Below are 17,146 nucleotides of genomic sequence, written 5' to 3'. Positions count from 1 at the left end.
CGTCGAGACCTCTCCCTTGCACCGAGACCCTGGGCGGCTGATGTCAGGAGGGTGCGCTCAGAACCCCTCGGGCTCGCGCGGCGTGTAGGCGCCCTCCAGCTCGGCGAGCTCGCGCTCCTCCAAGCGGATGCCGGCCGCGGCCACCGCATCCTCGATGTGACCCGCGCGCGTGGCCCCCACGATCGGAGCGGTCACCGCGGACTGCTGCGCGACCCACGCCAGGGCGATCTGCGCCCGGGAGACTCCGCGTCCATGCGCGACCCGGGCGACGGCGTCGACGATCGCGCGGTTGGACTCCTCCTCGCGCTGATAGAGCGTCGAGCCGAAGGCGTCCGTCTTGGTGCGGTCGGTGGTCTGGTCCCAGTCGCGCGTGAGCTTGCCTCGCGCGAGCGGCGACCAGGGCAGCACTCCGACGCCGGAGTCGAGGCAGTACGGGTGCATCTCCCGCTCCTCCTCGCGCTGCAGGAGGTTGTACTGGTCCTGCATCGACACGAACGGGGTCCAGCCGTTCTGCACGGCGACGTGCTGTGCGGTGGCGAACTGCCACGTCCACATCGACGACGCGCCGATGTAGCGCGCCTTGCCCGAGCGCACGACGTCGTGCAGCGCCTCCATGGTCTCCTCGATGGGCGTCTCGGGGTCCCAGCGGTGGATCTGGTAGAGGTCGACGTGATCGGTGCCGAGGCGTCGCAGGCTCGCGTCGATGCCCGACAGGATGTGCGCGCGGCTGAGACCCGCCTGGTTGGCGCCGGCACCCATGCGCCCGTGCACCTTCGTCGCTATGACGATCTCGTCACGGTTCGCGAAGTCGTTCAGCGCGCGGCCGACGATCTCCTCGCTCGTGCCGTCGGAGTAGACGTCCGCCGTGTCGAAGGTCGTGATCCCGGCCTCGAGCGCCTGCCGGATCAGCGGCCGGCTCGTCTCCTCGTCGAGCGACCACGGGTGCGTGCCGCGGTCGGGGGCGCCGAAGCTCATGCATCCGAGCACGATCTTCGAGATCTTCAGGCCGGAACGGCCGAGCCTCACGCTGTCATCTGCCTCGAGCATCCGTCATCCTCCCGTAGCGGTGTCCGTTCGATGCTCTCATGCACGGTGGCGAGGGTGCGGATCGGCTTCCTCAGAGACGGTCGAAAGCGTCCTGGATGGCGACCGCCGCCGCGCCGCGCGCCCAGGCCGTGAAGCCTCCCTCGTCGACGTGGAGGCGAACCGCGGAGGCGCGCGGATCGCGACCTTCGGTGATGGCGGAGCGCACCTCGTCTTCGGCGACCGTGAACAGCCGCATGCCCTCCCCGGCGAGCACGATGTCGGCGTGCAGCGTGAGGTTGGCTGCGAGTGCGATCAGCCGGCCGAGAGCGCGAGCGCTCGCGCCGACGATGGCGGAGGCCGCGGGGTCTCCGGCGGCGGCGAGATCGAGCACCTCGTCGTAGTCGACGGGTCGTTGCAGTGCGGTCGTCGCCTGGGCAGCGATGGAACCCGAGGTCAGCATCGCCTGAGAGCATCCGCGATGCCCCTCCTGACACAGCGGTCCGTGAGGTTCGAGCGGGATGTGCCCGCCGAGGCCGATGCCGGCGTCCATAGTGCGGACCACCTCGCCGTGCGCGATGAGTCCGTAGCCGACGCCCGCGCCGATCGTGATCACGGCGAAGCCGTCCAGCCCGCGCCCGACGCCGAACCAGCGCTCCGCCTCCGCGAGGGCGAGGATGTCGTTCTCCAACCGCACCGGCAGGCCGGTCGCGTCCGCGACGAGGTCGCCGATCGGCACGGACTCCCAATCGAGGAACGGGGCGTACGTCGCGATGCCGCCGTCGGTCTGGCCGCCGATGCTGATCCCGATCCCGACGAGCGGGGCGACGGAGGTCGCGAGCCTTTCTCGACCGGCGACGATCGCCGCGACGATCGCCGACGGCTCATGCGAGGAGAGGGGCACGACGATCTCGTCGAGCAGTCGGGCGCGCACATCGGTGAGCACGACGTGCGCGTCGTCGGCGGTCAGCTTCACACCGAGGAAGGAGCCGAGCGAGGGCGACACGTCGAGGGGTCGCGAGGGGCGACCCACGCCGTCGACGACGTCGTCGAGCTCGATGAGGATCCCGCGGTCGACATAGGGCTTGGTGAGGCGGGTGAGGCTCGCGGGCGAGAGGCCCAGTCGCACGGCGAGTGCCGACCGGGAGATCGGTCCGTGAGTCAGGACAGTGCGCGCCACGGCGGCGTCGGTGCCGGTGTTCATATCCCTCCCTATTGGTTCCATCCTGGCAGATATCCAGGGTCACCGTCGCCGGAAAGGCCCCCTTGACCCTTCTTTTATTTCCGTGCTAAAACTAATTCATGCATTCCAACGATGTGAGCACAGCGGCCACCCGCGCCGACGGCGACCGGACCCGCGAGGTCCTGCACCTGCGCCGCGGCGGCACCAGCGTCGTGATCGACCTGGCCTCACCGCCCGTGATCGTGCACTGGGGGGAGGACCTCGGCGACGCCTCCTCCGCGACACTCGACGCCCTCGCGCTCGCCGCCACGCCGCAGCGCGTCTCCGGGGGTCTCGACGTCACCCCCGTGCTCTCACTCCTGCCGACCCCCGGTCACGGCTGGCTCGGCACGCCGGGCCTCGAAGGACACCGGTCGGGCACCGGAGTCTCCGCACGCTGGCAGCTCGCCGCCGTCGATGCGACGGGAGACACCGCCCGCATCTCCCTCGTCGACGACGAGAGTCGGCTCGCCGCCACCGTCGAGCTGTCGGTCGGCGTATCCGGTCTCTTCCGCCAGCGCCTCACGCTCCGCAACAGCGGCTCCAGCGACTACACGGTGCAGCGACTCACCGCGGCGTTCCCGCTGCCGTGGGACGCCGCCGAGATCCTCGACACCACCGGGAGGCACCTGCGCGAGCGCTCGCCGCAGCGGCACGACGCCACCTTCGGCACCTACGTGCGCGAATCACGCCGAGGTCGTCCCGGCGCCGACGCCTCGCTGCTCCTCACCGCCGGACGACCCGCATTCGGGTTCGAGCGGGGCCGGGTCCACGGCATCCACGTCGCGTGGAGCGGCAGCCACACCATGCTCGCCGAGCGCGTCCCCACCGGAGAGGCCTTCCTCGCAGGAGGGGAGCTCTACGGTCCGGGCGAGATCGTGCTCGCCCCCGGTGAGGCCGTGACGACCCCGTGGGTCGTCGGCTCGTGGGGCGACGGGCTCAACGAACTGTCCTGGCGCTTCCACGACGAGCTGCGCTCCCGTCCGCAGCATCCTCGCCGCCCCCGGCCCGTCACACTCAACACCTGGGAGGCCGTGTACTTCGACCACGACCTCGACCGCCTGACGGCTCTCGCCGACGCCGCCGCCGAGGTGGGCGTGGAGCGCTTCGTGCTCGACGACGGCTGGTTCCTCGGCCGCCGCGACGACACCGCGGGGCTCGGCGACTGGCACGTCGACACCTCCGTGTGGCCTCGGGGCCTGCACCCGCTCGTCGACCACGTACGCGGGCTCGGCATGGAGTTCGGGCTGTGGGTCGAGCCCGAGATGGTGAACCCTGACAGCGATATCGCCCGCGAGAACCCGGACTGGATCCTCCGTTCCCGGGTCGACCTCCCGGCGGTCGCCCGGCAGCAGCAGGTGCTCGACCTCTCGCACCCCGACGCCTACGCCTACATCGTCGCCCGCCTGCACGCCCTGCTCGACGAGTACCCGATCGCCTACCTGAAGTGGGACCACAACCGCGATCTCGTCGACGCCGGCGGCGGTCCCGGCGCGGGCTCGCACGTGCACGCGCACACCCTCGCGGTGTACCGGCTCATCGACGAGCTCAAGGCCCAGCATCCCGGTCTCGAGATCGAGAGCTGCGCCTCGGGAGGAGCGCGCGTCGACCTCGGGATACTCGACCGCACCGATCGCATCTGGACCAGCGACTGCATCGACCCGCTCGAACGTCTCGACATCCAGCGCTACACCGGTCTGCTGGTGCCGCCGGAACTCATGGGCGCCCACATCACCAGCGACGTCGTGCACTCCACCGGCCGCACCGCCGACCTGGACCTCAGCGCGGGGATCGCCGCGCTCTCGCACTTCGGCATCGAACGAGACATCAGCACCGAGACGGATGCCGACCGCGAGCGTATCCGCGCGTGGGTGGCGTTCGTCAAGCGGGTACGGCCGCTCGTCGCCACGGGACGCGTCGTGCACGTCGACGGCGCGGATGCCGGGATCGACGTGCGCGGCGTGGTCGCCACCGATGCGACGAACGCCGTGTTCACCGTGACGCAGGCGGCCACGTCCGTCGCCTACCCGGCGGGGCGCGTGCGCCTCCCCGGACTCGACGCCGACCGCCGCTACCGGCTGCGCGTGAGCGCACCCGCGGGCGGTGTCTCCGACGCCGGTCAGTCCCCGCTCCTGTGGGCGCAGGGCGACGGCATCGTGCTCACCGGCCGGCAGCTCGCCGTGACCGGCATCCGTCCGCCCGTGCAGCACCCGGGGCGGCTCACCCTTCTCGAACTCACCGAGGAGTCCTGAACTCTCAGGACTCCCACCGGGGCGGCCCGTCCGCCCACTCGCGCAAGGAGGCGCACATGAGATCCATCCATCCGGTCCGCGGTGCCGTGGCGGTCGTCGCCGTCGCCGCACTCGTCGGGACGCTGGGAGGCTGTTCCGCGACCGCCGACTCCGGCGTCACCACGCTGAACTTCTTCCAGTTCAAAGGTGAGGCCCGCGAGGACTTCGACGCGATCATCGAGAAGTTCGAGGCCGAGAACCCCGACATCCGCGTCGTGCAGAACCAGGTGGCCGACGCCGACACGATCATCCGCACCCTGCTCGTGAAGGACAAGGCCCCCGACGTCATCACCCTGAACGGCAGCGGCAACTTCGGGCGGCTCGCGCAGGCCGGCGTCTTCTACGACTTCTCCGACGAACCCGTGCTCGACACGATCAACCCCGCGGTGCAGGACATCCTCGCCGACCTCGGCAACAAGCAGGGCGAGGTCAACAGCCTCGGCTACGTCAACAACGCGAACGGCATCATCTACAACGCCGACATCTTCGCCGAGCAGGGCATCGAGGTGCCCGAGACCTGGGTCGAGCTCATCGCCGCCTGCGAGCAACTGCAGGATGCCGGCATCCAGCCGATCTACGCCACGCTCGCCGACTCCTGGACCTCGGTGCCCTCGTTCAACGGGCTCGGCGCCTACGCGGTGCAGGACGGGTTCTTCGACGAGATGCGCTCCGAGGGAGAGGACGTCGGTCCCGACTCGCCCGTGTCGTTCGAGCAGGACTTCCAGCAGCCGCTCGACCGCGAGCTGCAGCTGTACTCCTACGCGCAGGACGGCTACCGCGGTGCGACCTACGACGACGGCAACGGGGCGTTCGCGCGCGGTGAGGCCGCGATGCTGCTGCAGGGCATCTGGGCCGTCAACGGCATCAAGCAGGTGAACCCCGACATCAACGCGGCGATCTTCCCGTACCCGACAGACTCGGCTGAGGACCGCCTGATCGTGTCGGGTGTCGACGTCACGGTCACGATGGGGCGCGACACCCCGCACCGCGAGGAGGCGCTGCGCTTCATCGACTTCCTGTTTCGCCCCGACATCATCGAGGAGTTCGCCGCCTCGCAGAACATGATCCCCTCGGTCGAAGGCGCTCAGCTCAGCGACGACCTCTCGTTGCAGTCGGTCAAGCCGTTCTTCGACGACGGACGGATCACCGGCTTCCTCGACCACCAGATCCCACCCGGCATCCCGCTCGCCGAATTCGTGCAGGAGTCGATCTTCACCGGCGATGCGGACGCGACGCTCGCCACCCTCGACAACGAGTGGCGCAAGATCGCCGCTCGCACGATCCCCGTGACGGAGGACTGACATGAGCACTCTCACCGAAGCGGTCCGCTCATCGACCTCGGGCGGCGGACGTCGGCCCCGCGCGGTGCGCACGCGCACCACCTCGCGCCGCGCCCTGTCGGCGTACTACTGGATGATCTGGCCGTGCGTGATCGCGTTCGCGGCGTTCCACACCGTCCCGATGCTCGTGGGCGTGTTCTTCAGCTTCACGAACTACGCGGGGTACGGCGACTGGAACTTCGTCGGCATCTCCAACTACCTCAATCTGTTCAAGGACGACCGGGTGTGGGGGGCCTACGGGTTCTCGTTCCTGTTCGCGATCGCGGCCACCGTTCTCACGAACGCCATCTCCCTCGCGATCGCGATGGGGCTGAACGCCAAGATCAAGGCTCGCAACTTCTTCCGCGGCGTCTACTTCGTGCCGTACGTGCTCGCGATGCTCGTGATCGGCTACGTGTTCCAGTACCTCTTCACGAACTCGCTGCCGAAGCTGTTCCCCGGCATCCCGCTCCTGGCCGACAACATCCTGTCGAATCCCGACTGGGCGTGGACCGCGATCGTCGCGCTCGCCGTGTGGCAGGGATGCGCGTTCACGATCATCATCTACCTGTCGGGTCTCCAGACGATCCCGTCGGAGCTGTACGAAGCCGCCTCGCTGGACGGCGCCTCGACCTGGCGGCAGTTCTGGTCGATCACCTTCCCGCTGATCAGCGCGTTCTTCACGATCAACGTCGTGCTGAGCCTCAAGGGCTACCTGCAGGTCTTCGACCCGATCGTGGCCCTCACCAACGGCGGCCCCGGCACGTCGACCGAATCGGTCACGATGCTCATCTTCAAGGGCGGCTACGCGGGCGGCGAGTTCGCCTACCAGACGGCCAACGCGGTGATCTTCTTCATCGTGATCACGGTCGTCTCCCTCCTGCAGTTCCGAGTCCTCCAGCGCCGAGAGGCGGATGCCTGATGTCCACCACGACCACACCGCAGATCGCCCCGTCGACGGCCGCGATCGTCGTCCCCTCCCGTCGCCGCCGCCGCTCGGCCGTCGACGACGGAGACACCCGCCGCACCAACTGGTGGGCCACCGCGGTCATCGCCGTGTGCGCGCTGACCGTGCTGATCCCGCTCTACCTCGCCGTCGTCGTCGCGCTGAAGAGCCCCGACCAGCTCGTCGGCGGTACCGGCTTCGAATGGCCGAACCCCGTGCGCTGGGAGAACTTCGCCGAGGCCTGGGAGCGCACGCAGTTCCCGCAGGCCCTCATGAACACGGCCCTCATCACGGTCGGGTCGGTCGTGTTCACGATGTTCACGAGCTCGATCGCCGCGTACGCCCTGGCCCGCAACATGCACCGCCCCTTCTTCAAGGGGGTGTTCTACTATCTGCTCGCCGCCCTGTTCATCCCGTTCCCGATCATCATGCTGCCGCTCGTCAAGCAGACAGCCCTGCTCGGACTCGACAACCAGGTCGGCGTGATCATCCTGTACACGATCTATGGGCTGTCGCTGAACGTCTTCATCTACTCGGCGTACATCCGCTCGATCCCGATCGAGCTCGAGGAGGCGGCGCGCATGGACGGCGCCTCGACCTGGCGGGTGTTCTGGCAGGTGATCTTCCCGCTCCTCACCCCGATGAACGCCACGGTCGGAATCCTCACCTGCGTGTGGGCGTGGAACGACTTCATCCTGCCGCTCGTGGTGCTGACCGACCCCGGGGCGCGCACCCTGCCCCTCGCGCAGTACGTGCTGCAGGGTCAGTACAACACCGACTACACGGTCGCGTTCGCGTCGTACCTCATGGCGATGGCGCCGCTGCTGATCGTGTACATCTTCTCGCAGCGCTGGGTGATCTCCGGCGTCACCCGGGGATCGATCAAGTAGCGGGCTACCGGGGCGCAGGGCGGCTGTCAACCGCCCTGCGCTCGTCGCGGAGTCGCGGGACGATGGAGCCTCGAACCGATCGAGGAGGACACCATGTCGAACATCGATGCATTCGCGAACAGCTTCGAGCCGGAGATGCAGGGCGTCCCGCGCGTGGACGAGCCCGACGAGACGTTCCCCACCGACACCGCGCAGCCCGAGACGCAGGGCGACGAGCCGCTGGACGCCGAACTCGGCGACGACGGCCAAGGCGATCTCGCTCCCGAGGACGAGGGTGCACAGCACAGCGGCGAAGCCCCGGCGGATCTCCGGGACGGCACGGAATGACTCGGGCCGACTGCGTCCCCGGGGACGAGCCGGATGCTGAGGAGAGCATCGCCGCGCATCTCGCGGAGCGGGGCGGCGACGATGCCGATGCGCTCGGCGACGTGCCCGCGGGTGGTGCCGGCGCAGACTCCGGCGGCGGCAGCGCGGTGCGCGTCGACCCGGCATCCGAGTCCGAGGTGAAGGACGAGTCGGTGCACAACGACGAACCGGGGATCGGAACCCGTCGTTCCTGAGGCTGTGTGGACGCGGTCAGGCCTTGGAGCCTGTGAGCGCGAGTGTTCCGCCGAGTCCGATCATCATGACGCCGCCGACACCGGACATCGTCGAGACGCGTCGGGGGGAACGCCCGAACCATCCGCGCGCCGTGCCCGCCGCGAACGCCCATGCGCTGTCGCACGCCAGGGCGAGGACCTGGAACGTGAACCCCAGGATCAAGAGCTGTGCCCAGACGGCACCCGCGTGCGGGGCGGCGAACTGGGGGAGCACGGCGACGAAGAACGCGATGGTTTTCGGGTTCGACACCCCCACGATGAATCCCTGCCGGAGCAGTGTCCACGCCGATGCGCGGGCGACGGGAGTACCCCGGGTGTGATCGTTGCGGTGGCGGATCGCCTGGATCCCGAGGTAGACCAGGTAGATCGCGCCCGCGATCTTGATGATCGTGAACGCCACGACCGACGACGCGACGATCGCGCCGACACCGAACGCGACAGCGAGAACCGCCGGCACCGTGCCGAGGGTGTTGCCGAGAACGCTGAGGAGTCCCGCCCGACGGCCGAGAGTGATCGATCGGCCGATCACGAAGAGAACGCTGGGGCCTGGGATGACGATGAGCAGCACCGAGGCGACGGCGAAGGCCAGCAGGTTCTCGATCGGGAGCATGAGGGAACGCTACTCCACTCCGGACGTAGGATGACCCGGTGACAGACGCACTGGACGACGGCCCCTTCTTCCACGGCACCAAGGCTGATCTGCAGCCCGGCGAGCTTCTGACCGCGGGCTTCCGGTCGAACTACCGACCGGAGATCGTCATGAACCACATCTACTTCACGGCGCTCCGTGACGGGGCCGGCCTCGCGGCCGAGCTCGCTCCCGGCGATCGGGAGCCCCGTGTCTACGAGGTCGAGCCGATCGGCGACTTCGAGAACGATCCGAACGTGACCGACAAGAAGTTCCCCGGCAACCCGACCCGGTCGTACCGCAGCGCCGAGCCGCTGCGGGTCGTCCGCGAGGTTCTCGACTGGACCCGATTGTCGCCCGAGGCGCTCGCCGACTGGCGCGAGAAGCTCGCCGCCCTGCACTCCGACCCGCGCGCCGAGATCATCAACTGACGCGTTTCGTCTCGCTGCGCTCGCTCAACGACCGGGGCAGAGGTCGTTGAGCGAGGAGCGCAGCGACGAGACGAAACGCGTCAGCGGGCGCGGCGGGCGAGGACGCCGAGAACCCGATCGACCACGACGTACACGAATCCGACCGCGACGAGTGCGACCGTGAGCGCGGCGATCCATGTGAGCACGCCGCCGATCCCGAGGGAGTCGACGTCGAGGAACGGATACGGGTACCGGTCGCCGCCGACGAACTCGCCGCCGAGCGCGCCGTAGACCACAGACCAGGCGAGGTACGCGAACGGGATCAGCGTCCACAGCAGCGGGTCGACCCAGCGGAACGCGCCCTTGGGGACGAACAGCAGCCAGTCCGCGATCAGCAGGGCCGGCGTCACGATGTGGATGAGCGTGTCGGTGAGCGAGTAGATGTCGGTGTCACCCGCGTCGATCCGCGTCGGCACGAGCACGACCACGTAGATGAGCATCGTCACGGTGATCGCCATCATGACGGCACCGCCCCAGCGTGCGCTCGGGGTCGAGGTGCCTCGAGGGCCGGAGCTCCTCAGATCGCGCGCCGTGCGGAGGACGAGCAGCAGCATCCACACGAGACAGATCAGGTCGCTGACCATCGTGAAGTAGAGGAAGCTCGTCCACGACGGATCGCCGGTGAGGAGGTCGGCGTTGCGCACGACGCCGGTGAGGATGACGACGAGCGCGACGATCCGGTAGGCGAGCGCGAGCGGGCGCAGATTCACCGCCGCTCCGGAGAACAGGTCCGGGCGTTCGCGGGATGCTGGGATATCGATGGCCGTGGGTGGAGTGGCGACGGCTTTCGACATGCTTCGAGGCTACGCGCCTTCGCGTCGGTCCGTGCGCTCTGTGCGGACCCCTTGCGGACGGCAGCCTCTCTGACCAGAGCACGTCCCGCGCCGGTCAGCGTCGCACGGGATCGCCCGCGCCGCCCGCGAGGAAGCGGTCGAGGTCGCGACGCGTGGGCGCGGCCTCCCAGTCGCCGGGCACGAGGCAGGCCAGGGCGCCGCAGGCGTTCGCGCGTCGCAGCGTCTCGGCCGTGTCGAGTCCGTCGAGCAGACCGCTGAGGTACCCCGCGACGAACGCGTCTCCGGCTCCGACCGTGTCCAGGGGTTCGATGCGGAAACCGGGCGCTTCGACCACGGCGTCGGCCGTGACGACCGCGGCACCCGCAGGGCCGAGCTTCACGACGGTCGTGGCGCATCCGGCATCCCGCAACCGGGCCGCGGACTCGGCGGTGCTCGTGCCGGGGTAGAGGATCGCGAACTCCTCCTCGCCGCCGAACACGATGTCGGCGCGTTCCGCGATCGCGCGCAGGATCGGGCCGGCGGCCTCGGGCGCGGCGAGCTTGGAACGGTAGTTCACGTCGAAGGTCACGCGGACGCCGGCGTCACGCGCCCGGTCGATCGCGGCATGCACGGCGTCCGTCGCCGATGCCGAGAGCAGCGGGGTGATGCCCGTGACGTGCATCAGCTCGGCCGATTCGACCCAGTCCTCGGGCAGGTCGTCGGGGTGCAGTCGCGACCCGGCTGACCCTGCACGGTAGTAGTGCACGGCGGTGGATGTCGCGGAGGGGCGCTCCTTGACCATGAGTCCGGTCGAGGCTGCGGGGTCGACCACGGCGCGCACGTCGACGGCCTCCCCGCGGATCTCGCGGAGGACGCGCTCGCCGAGGGAGTCGTCGCCGACGCGACCCAGCCACGACGAGGCGTGGCCCAGGCGTGAGAGGCCGATCGCGACGTTGCTCTCCGCACCCCCGATGCCGAGCGCGAGCGTGTTCGCGTGCTTCAGCGAACCGATCTCGGTCGAGCGGACGAGCGCCATGGTCTCGCCCAGGGTCACCACCGCGGCGAGAGGCGAGCCGCTCACCGGGCGCAGACCTCGACGAAGGCGGCGGCGCGGTCGCGCAGGGCGCCGAGGTCGCCGCCCGAGAACGCGTCGCCGAGCAGCGGACCGCCGACGCTCACGGCCGCAGCGCCGGCCGCGAGCCAGGCCTCGGCGCCCGCGAGGTCGACGCCGCCGGACGGGACGACCTGGATGTCGGGGAAGGGCCCGCGGAGGTCCTTGAGGTATCCGGGGCCCACCTGGCCCGCGGGGAACACCTTGACCGCCGAGGCGCCGGCAGACCACGAGGCGGACAGCTCCGTGGGCGTGAGCCCCCCAGGGACGATCGGCACACCGGCATCCCGAGCCTGCGTCACGAACGAGCGGTCGGTGATGGGCGTGACGATGTACGCGGCTCCCGCGGCGATCGCCCCGCTCAGCTCCTCGGTGTCGGTGACGGTCCCCACGCCGAGGTCGACGACGTCGCCGAAGCGCTCGATCAGGCGCGGCAGGTGCGCGAGGGTGTCGGGCGTCGTCAGCGTGAGCTCGACGCTGCGGATGCCGGCATCCACGAGCACCTCGAGCACGGCGTCGTAGTCCGCGGCGCGCTGTGCGCGGGCGACGACGACGAGCCGCGACTCGAGCGTGCGCGCGGGAAGAGCCTCGCGGCCGGCCTCACCAGTCATGCACGGTCCCGTCGAGCAGACGGTTCACCGGCAGGTACGCCTTCGTGTACTCGTGGCCGGCCGCGGCCGTCTCGTCGAGCTCGACTCCCAGGCCCGGCGTCTCGCCCGGGTGCAGGAAGCCCTGGTCGAACGTGAAGGACGTCTGGAACACCTCGAGCGTCTGCTCGTTGTGCGGCATGTACTCCTGGATGCCGAAGTTGTGGATCGCCAGATCGAGGTGCAGCGCCGCGGCCATGCCGACCGGCGAGATGTCGGTCGGACCGTGGATGCCGGACTTGATGCCATACACCGCGGCGAAGTCGAGGAGCTTCTTCATGGCCGTGATGCCGCCCGTGTGAGTGACGGCCGAGCGCACGTAGTCGATCAGGCGCTCGGTGATGAGCGTCTGGTAGTCGAACACCGAGTTGAAGACCTCGCCGATCGCGAGCGGCGTGGTGGAGTGCTGACGCACCAGGCGCAGAGCCGTCTGGTCCTCGCCGGGGGTGCAGTCCTCCAGCCAGAACAGGTCGTAGGGCTCGATCTCCTTCGCGAAGCGCGCGGCCTCGATGGGCGACATGCGGTGGTGGCCGTCGTGCAGGATGCGGAGGTCGGTGCCGAAGTCCTCGCGGATCTGCGCGAAGATCCCGGGCATGTGGTTCAGGTAGTTGCGGGTGTCCCAGGTCTCCTCGCTGGGGCGCGCGCCCGAGCGCTTGGCGGGCTCATAGTCGTAGCGCACGCCGGGACCGGCGTTCGAGACCCCGTAGATCTGCCCGAGGCCGGGGACGCCGGTCTGCACGCGCACGGCCGTGTAGCCGAGCTCCTGATAGCCGGCGATCGCGTTCTTGAGCGCCGCGTAGTCGGTGCCCGAGGCGTGCGCGTAGACGCGGACGCCCTCGCGGCTCGCGCCTCCGAGCAGCTGGTACAACGGCATCCCGGCCTTCTTGGCCTTGATATCCCACAGCGCCATGTCCACCGCGGCGATCGCGGCCATGGTCACGGGGCCGCGACGCCAGTAGGGTCCGCGGTAGAGGTACTGCCAGGTGTCCTCGATGCGATCCTCGTCGCGGCCGACGAGCATCGACGCGACGTGGTCCTCCAGATAGGAGGCGACAGCGAGCTCACGGCCGTTGAGGGTCGCGTCTCCCCAGCCGACGATGCCGTCCGAGGTCGTGATCTTGAGCGTGACGAAGTTGCGTCCCGGGCTGGTGATGATGACGTCGACGAGCTCGATGGTCATGGTCTTCTCCTGGAGGTGATGAGGGCGGAGGTGGTGGGGGCGCGGCCGTTCGGGTCGGCCGCGCCCCGGTCGGGATGGGCGGTCTCGGTCAGACCGCGTCGCGCGGGTCGGTCAGGTCGCGACCGGCCACCTCGGGCATGATGATCGACGCCACGAGCGCGCAGAGCGTGAAGAAGCCGAGCATGATGATGATCGGGATGAACGAGCCGGTGGCGGCCGACACCCAGGCGGCGGCGATGACCGGACCGGCACCGGTCGCGACGATCGCGGCGATCTCGCGGGCCATAGCCGTGTACGTGTAGCGGTTGCGGGCGCCGAAGATCTCGGGGAGCGTGAGGTTCTCGAGCGAGGCGAAGCTCATGACCGCGAGGTTGTGCAGCACGACGTAGCCGACGAACACCTGCAGCGTGTCCTTGCTGCTGATCATGAGCATGGTCGGGACGATAACGATCAGGGCGATGACCGCCCACACCATGTACATGCGCTTGCGGCCGAAGCGGTCGCCGAGCCAGCCCGACAGCGGGACCGTGATGAACGCGACGAGCGAGGACACGATGACCGCGTTGACGCCGATGCTCTTGTCGAGCAGCAGCACGACCGTGATGTAGCTGATCAGGTAGGTCTGGATCATGCCCGAGTTGCCGGCCTGGCCGAAGCGCAGCAGCAGCGCGATGACGAACGCCTTGATGGGCTTGCGCTGCATCGCCTCGAGGGTGCGGATGTCGTTGGTCTCGGTCGCGAGCTGGATGGTCTCCTCGCGCGACAGGGCCTTGCCGTCGACGACGTCCTCGCGCTCCTCGAAGACCGGGGTCTCCTTGAGGTTGAAGCGCACCCAGATCGCGAACAGCATGATGACCGCGCTGGCGAGGAACGGGATGCGCCACGCCCACTCGATGACCTGGTCCTCGCTGTACGCGACGAGGAGGATCGCCCAGATGCCCGAGGCGAGCAGCGTGCCGCAGTTGGTGCCGAGGGCGACGAGCGAGGCGATGATGCCGCGGCGCTTGGCCGGGGCGTACTCGGCGAGCATGACGCCCGCGCCGGAGATCTCCGCACCCGCGCCGAAGCCCTGCGCGATGCGCAGCACGACGAGCAGGATCGGTGCGAGGACACCCACCTGCGAGTAGGTCGGCAGCACGCCGATCAGCGTGGTCGCGAGCCCCATCAGAAGGATCGTGTAGAACAGGACCTTCGTGCGTCCGGTCTTGTCGCCCATGCGGGCGAAGAAGAAGGCACCGACCGGGCGGGCCACGTAGCCGACGCCGTAGGTGGCCATCGCCGCGACCACGGCCACGGCGGGGTTCTCGGACGAGAAGAAGAGGTCGGCGAACACGAGTGCGGCTGCCAGCGAGTAGAGCTGGTAGTCCATGAACTCGAGCGCGGTGCCGAGCCAGCCGGAGATCGCGGCACGGACGAGGTCCTTCACCGACCTCTTCGCGGTGGGGTCGGCGGCCGTGGCCGTCGTCTGCTGTTCTGACATGGGAGGTACTCCTTCGGACCAGGAACGGGTGATGTGCGCGTCGGGCGCGCGTTCGGGTGTGACTAGAGGGACAGCAGGACCTTGGCCGAGGCCGAGGAGTCGCGGGCGAGCTCGAAGGCCGGGACGGCGTCGGATGCGGGGAGGACGTGGGAGATCACGGAGTCGAGGGCGTCGGACTCGGCCAGCAGCCTGATCGCGTCGTCGATCTCGGTGGAGAAGCGGAACGCCCCGCGGATCGTGAGCTCCTTCGCCAGCATCGGCGCGAGGTTCACGCCGATCTCGGCGTTCGCGAGCATCCCGACCTGCACGACCGTGCCCGCGCGTCGCGCGGCCCGGACGGCCTGGGTGAGGGCGACGCCCACCCCCGAGCACTCGAACACGACGTCGTAGGACTCGTCGTCGATCGTGTCGCGGCCGACGAGGGAGACCTCGGTCGCGCCGAGCGACTGCGCGCGGGCCAGCGGCTCCTCGCGGACATCGCTCGCCCCGACGACGGATGCTCCGGCGTGCACGGCTGCCGCGACGACGAGAAGTCCGATCGGGCCCGCGCCGATCACGAGCGCACGCTTCCCCGTGAGGTCGCCGGCGAGGCCCACGGCGTGGATCGCGACGGCCAGCGGTTCGGCGAGCGCCGCGCGCTCGAGCGGCAGGGACGCCGGGAGCACGCGGATCATGTGCTCCTCGACCAGGAGGAACTCGGATGCTCCGCCCTGACGGTGCGGATGCGCGGCCGCGCTGCCGAAGTAGTCGCCGCCGGGGCGCAGATGCGGACGGTCCTCGAGGCCGGGGACGGAGGGGCCGTAGCGCGCGGGGTGCACCGTGACCGGCGTGCCGGGGGCCAGACGACCCGACGGGTCGAGGTCGACGACGCCGGAGAGCTCATGACCGGGGGTCAGCGGCTCCTGGATCGTGTACTCGCCGTTCGCGCCGTGGAAGTAGTAGTGCAGGTCGGATCCGCAGATGCCGACGTAATTCACCCGGAGGCGGACCTCTCCGTCGCCGGGGGTCGGGACCTCGCGGTCCTCCCAGCGGATGTCCTCCTTGCCGTGGATGGCGAGAGCCTTCATGGCTGCATCTCCTTCGTGGGGGTCAGGGGCGAGCCGACCGCGGTCAGCGCGTCGTCGATCGCGGCATCCACACCCTGCCGCCGGATGGTGTCGGTCAGCGCGCCGACACGGTCGATGAAAGCATCCTGCTCTGCCAGCTCGGTGCCGAACAGGTGCAGCTCGCCCATCACGCGGCGGGCCAGTTCGCGGCCGTCGCGTGCGGTGGAGGCGAGAGCGGCGAGGCGCTCGCGCGCGGCATCCGTCATCGCGGCGGCGTGCAGACCGGGGTCGAAGCCGGGCAGCGGAGCGATGCACGACAGGTAGCCCGCGACCGTCAGCGCGATGAGGTGCGGCATCTCGCCGTGCGACAGCGCCAGGAGGGCCGGCTCGGGGATGCGCTGGCGCAGCTTGACGGATCCGTCGGTGCCGACCTGGCTCGTGCGGTGACCGAGCGCCGTATTCGCGAAGCGCTCGAACAGCTCGTCCTCGTAGGCGCGGACGTCGACGCCCGAGGGGAGCTCGATCGACGGCTCGTACTCGTCGCGCATGATCCCGCGGGCTGCGCGATGGATGCGGTCGATGCCGACGGCCGCGGGGATCGTGGCCGCACCGCTCAGCGCGCCGAGGTAGGCGATGAGCGAGTGGGTGCCGTTGAGCATCCGCACCTTCATCTGCTCGTAGCGGCCGACCTCGTCGGTGAACACGGCGCCGCCGGCTTCCCAGGCCGGACGACCGGCGGCGAAGGAGTCCTCGATCGCCCACATCGTGAACGGCTCGGCCGGAACGGGGATGTCGTCGCGCGCGCCGAGGAGCGACGCCACACGCGTGCGGAGCTCGGGGGTGGTCGCCGGGACGATGCGGTCGACCATGCTCGAGGGGAACGTCACGGAGCGGTCGAGGAAGGCGAGCGTCTCGGCGCCCTCGGTGCCGGGAAGCTCCTGCAGGAACTCGCGCACCAGCTTCTCGGTGTGCTTGCCGTTCGCGGCGAGGTTGTCGCAGCTGAGGATCGAGATCGGCGCGCCGTCCGCCGCACGGGCCTGGAGGCCGCGGGCGAGCTGCCCGATGGTCGAGCGGGGCGCGCCGCCGCGGAGGTCCGCCCGCACGGTCTCGTCGTCGAGGTCGAGACGCTGCGTGGCGGGGGAGTAGCTGTAGCCGTTCTCGGTCACCGTGAGGGTGACGATGCGGATGCCGGGGTCGGCGATCTGCGCCACGACGCGCTCGGGGCCGTCGGCCGCGACATAGGCGTCGGTGTGGACCCCGGGGACCGACAGGGAGGTGGTGTCGGGCGAGATCGTGGCGACCGTGTAGAGGAGTCCTTGCGCGTGCATCGCGTCGACGACGGTGCGCGAGCGGGAGGCGACGCCGACGATGCCCCAGTCCCCGCCGTCGGCCTGCAGTGCGGCGTATGTGTACACCGCCTGGTGCGCGCGGTGGAAGCTCCCGAGACCGAGGTGCAGGATGCATGCGCGCTGCGGCCGGGGGTGATCGGCGATGATCCTCATGTAAAGCAGTGTGTATGCG

17 protein-coding genes are annotated in these 17,146 nt (G+C 69.6%); 7 read left to right on the top strand and 10 right to left on the bottom strand.

The features are described 5' to 3' along the window. Positions 1-57: 57 nt before the first annotated feature. Both AKH00_RS14485 and AKH00_RS14480 read right to left on the bottom strand, forming a co-directional pair. Entirely contained in the window at positions 58-1,047 is a 990-nt protein-coding gene (locus AKH00_RS14485) for an aldo/keto reductase (protein ID WP_050723475.1), read from the bottom strand. A 70-nt stretch (positions 1,048-1,117) separates the two neighbouring features. After that, positions 1,118-2,227, bottom strand: coding sequence for an ROK family transcriptional regulator (locus AKH00_RS14480; protein WP_050723474.1), 1,110 nt, complete (start codon positions 2,225-2,227; stop codon positions 1,118-1,120). Between the two features lie 98 nt (positions 2,228-2,325). Between AKH00_RS14480 and AKH00_RS14475 the strand changes: the two genes are divergently transcribed. From AKH00_RS14475 to AKH00_RS14450, 6 genes are all read left to right on the top strand, one after another. Then, complete coding sequence (locus AKH00_RS14475; RefSeq protein WP_050723473.1) at positions 2,326-4,497, top strand: alpha-galactosidase; 2,172 nt, start codon at positions 2,326-2,328, stop codon at positions 4,495-4,497. A gap of 56 nt (positions 4,498-4,553) precedes the next feature. Continuing rightward, entirely contained in the window at positions 4,554-5,837 is a 1,284-nt protein-coding gene (locus AKH00_RS14470) for an ABC transporter substrate-binding protein (RefSeq protein ID WP_050723472.1), read from the top strand. Position 5,838: 1 nt separating this feature from the next. Beyond that, positions 5,839-6,777, top strand: coding sequence for a carbohydrate ABC transporter permease (locus AKH00_RS14465; RefSeq protein ID WP_082297652.1), 939 nt, complete (start codon positions 5,839-5,841; stop codon positions 6,775-6,777). Beyond that, the gene (locus AKH00_RS14460; protein WP_050723471.1) at positions 6,777-7,691 is read left to right on the top strand and encodes a carbohydrate ABC transporter permease; all 915 of its coding nucleotides are present in this window, start codon (positions 6,777-6,779) and stop codon (positions 7,689-7,691) included. Before AKH00_RS14465 ends, AKH00_RS14460 begins: the two co-directional genes overlap by 1 nt. 93 nt (positions 7,692-7,784) lie before the next feature. Further along, a complete protein-coding gene (locus AKH00_RS14455) occupies positions 7,785-8,018 on the top strand; it encodes a hypothetical protein (RefSeq protein WP_050723470.1) in 234 nt (77 codons plus the stop codon). Further along, positions 8,015-8,251, top strand: coding sequence for a hypothetical protein (locus AKH00_RS14450; RefSeq protein ID WP_050723469.1), 237 nt, complete (start codon positions 8,015-8,017; stop codon positions 8,249-8,251). The genes AKH00_RS14455 and AKH00_RS14450 overlap by 4 nt, the downstream gene beginning before the upstream one ends. Before the next feature lie 16 nt (positions 8,252-8,267). Here the strand turns inward: AKH00_RS14450 and AKH00_RS14445 are convergent, their stop codons facing one another. Continuing rightward, the gene (locus AKH00_RS14445) at positions 8,268-8,900 is read right to left on the bottom strand and encodes a LysE family translocator (RefSeq protein ID WP_050723468.1); all 633 of its coding nucleotides are present in this window, start codon (positions 8,898-8,900) and stop codon (positions 8,268-8,270) included. Positions 8,901-8,938: 38 nt separating this feature from the next. Here AKH00_RS14445 and arr point away from each other — a divergent pair, with 38 nt between their 5' ends. Next, positions 8,939-9,349 (top strand): NAD(+)--rifampin ADP-ribosyltransferase, encoded by a 411-nt coding sequence (gene arr / locus AKH00_RS14440; protein ID WP_050723467.1) that lies wholly within the window; start codon positions 8,939-8,941, stop codon positions 9,347-9,349. Positions 9,350-9,429: 80 nt separating this feature from the next. On the opposite strand, the gene AKH00_RS14435 is transcribed toward arr, so the two are convergent. From AKH00_RS14435 to AKH00_RS14405, 7 genes are all read right to left on the bottom strand, one after another. Further along, a complete protein-coding gene (locus AKH00_RS14435) occupies positions 9,430-10,182 on the bottom strand; it encodes a Pr6Pr family membrane protein (RefSeq protein WP_050723466.1) in 753 nt (250 codons plus the stop codon). 94 nt (positions 10,183-10,276) lie between these two features. Beyond that, complete coding sequence (locus AKH00_RS14430) at positions 10,277-11,242, bottom strand: sugar kinase (RefSeq protein ID WP_235556794.1); 966 nt, start codon at positions 11,240-11,242, stop codon at positions 10,277-10,279. After that, complete coding sequence (locus AKH00_RS14425; protein WP_050723465.1) at positions 11,239-11,883, bottom strand: bifunctional 4-hydroxy-2-oxoglutarate aldolase/2-dehydro-3-deoxy-phosphogluconate aldolase; 645 nt, start codon at positions 11,881-11,883, stop codon at positions 11,239-11,241. Before AKH00_RS14425 ends, AKH00_RS14430 begins: the two co-directional genes overlap by 4 nt. Beyond that, the gene (gene manD / locus AKH00_RS14420; protein ID WP_050723464.1) at positions 11,873-13,099 is read right to left on the bottom strand and encodes a D-mannonate dehydratase ManD; all 1,227 of its coding nucleotides are present in this window, start codon (positions 13,097-13,099) and stop codon (positions 11,873-11,875) included. The genes AKH00_RS14425 and manD overlap by 11 nt, the downstream gene beginning before the upstream one ends. Before the next feature lie 88 nt (positions 13,100-13,187). Beyond that, a complete protein-coding gene (locus AKH00_RS14415; RefSeq protein WP_050723463.1) occupies positions 13,188-14,579 on the bottom strand; it encodes an MFS transporter in 1,392 nt (463 codons plus the stop codon). Positions 14,580-14,641: 62 nt separating this feature from the next. Then, positions 14,642-15,646, bottom strand: coding sequence for an L-idonate 5-dehydrogenase (locus AKH00_RS14410; RefSeq protein WP_050723462.1), 1,005 nt, complete (start codon positions 15,644-15,646; stop codon positions 14,642-14,644). Then, entirely contained in the window at positions 15,643-17,127 is a 1,485-nt protein-coding gene (locus tag AKH00_RS14405) for a mannitol dehydrogenase family protein (RefSeq protein WP_050723461.1), read from the bottom strand. The genes AKH00_RS14410 and AKH00_RS14405 overlap by 4 nt, the downstream gene beginning before the upstream one ends. Positions 17,128-17,146 lie beyond the last annotated feature (19 nt).

This window comes from Microbacterium sp. GCS4, from assembly GCF_001262495.1.
Lineage (GTDB): Bacteria > Actinomycetota > Actinomycetes > Actinomycetales > Microbacteriaceae > Microbacterium.
The sequence above is the reverse complement of the archived record's forward strand: the minus strand, read 5'-3'. Positions and strand labels throughout refer to the sequence as shown.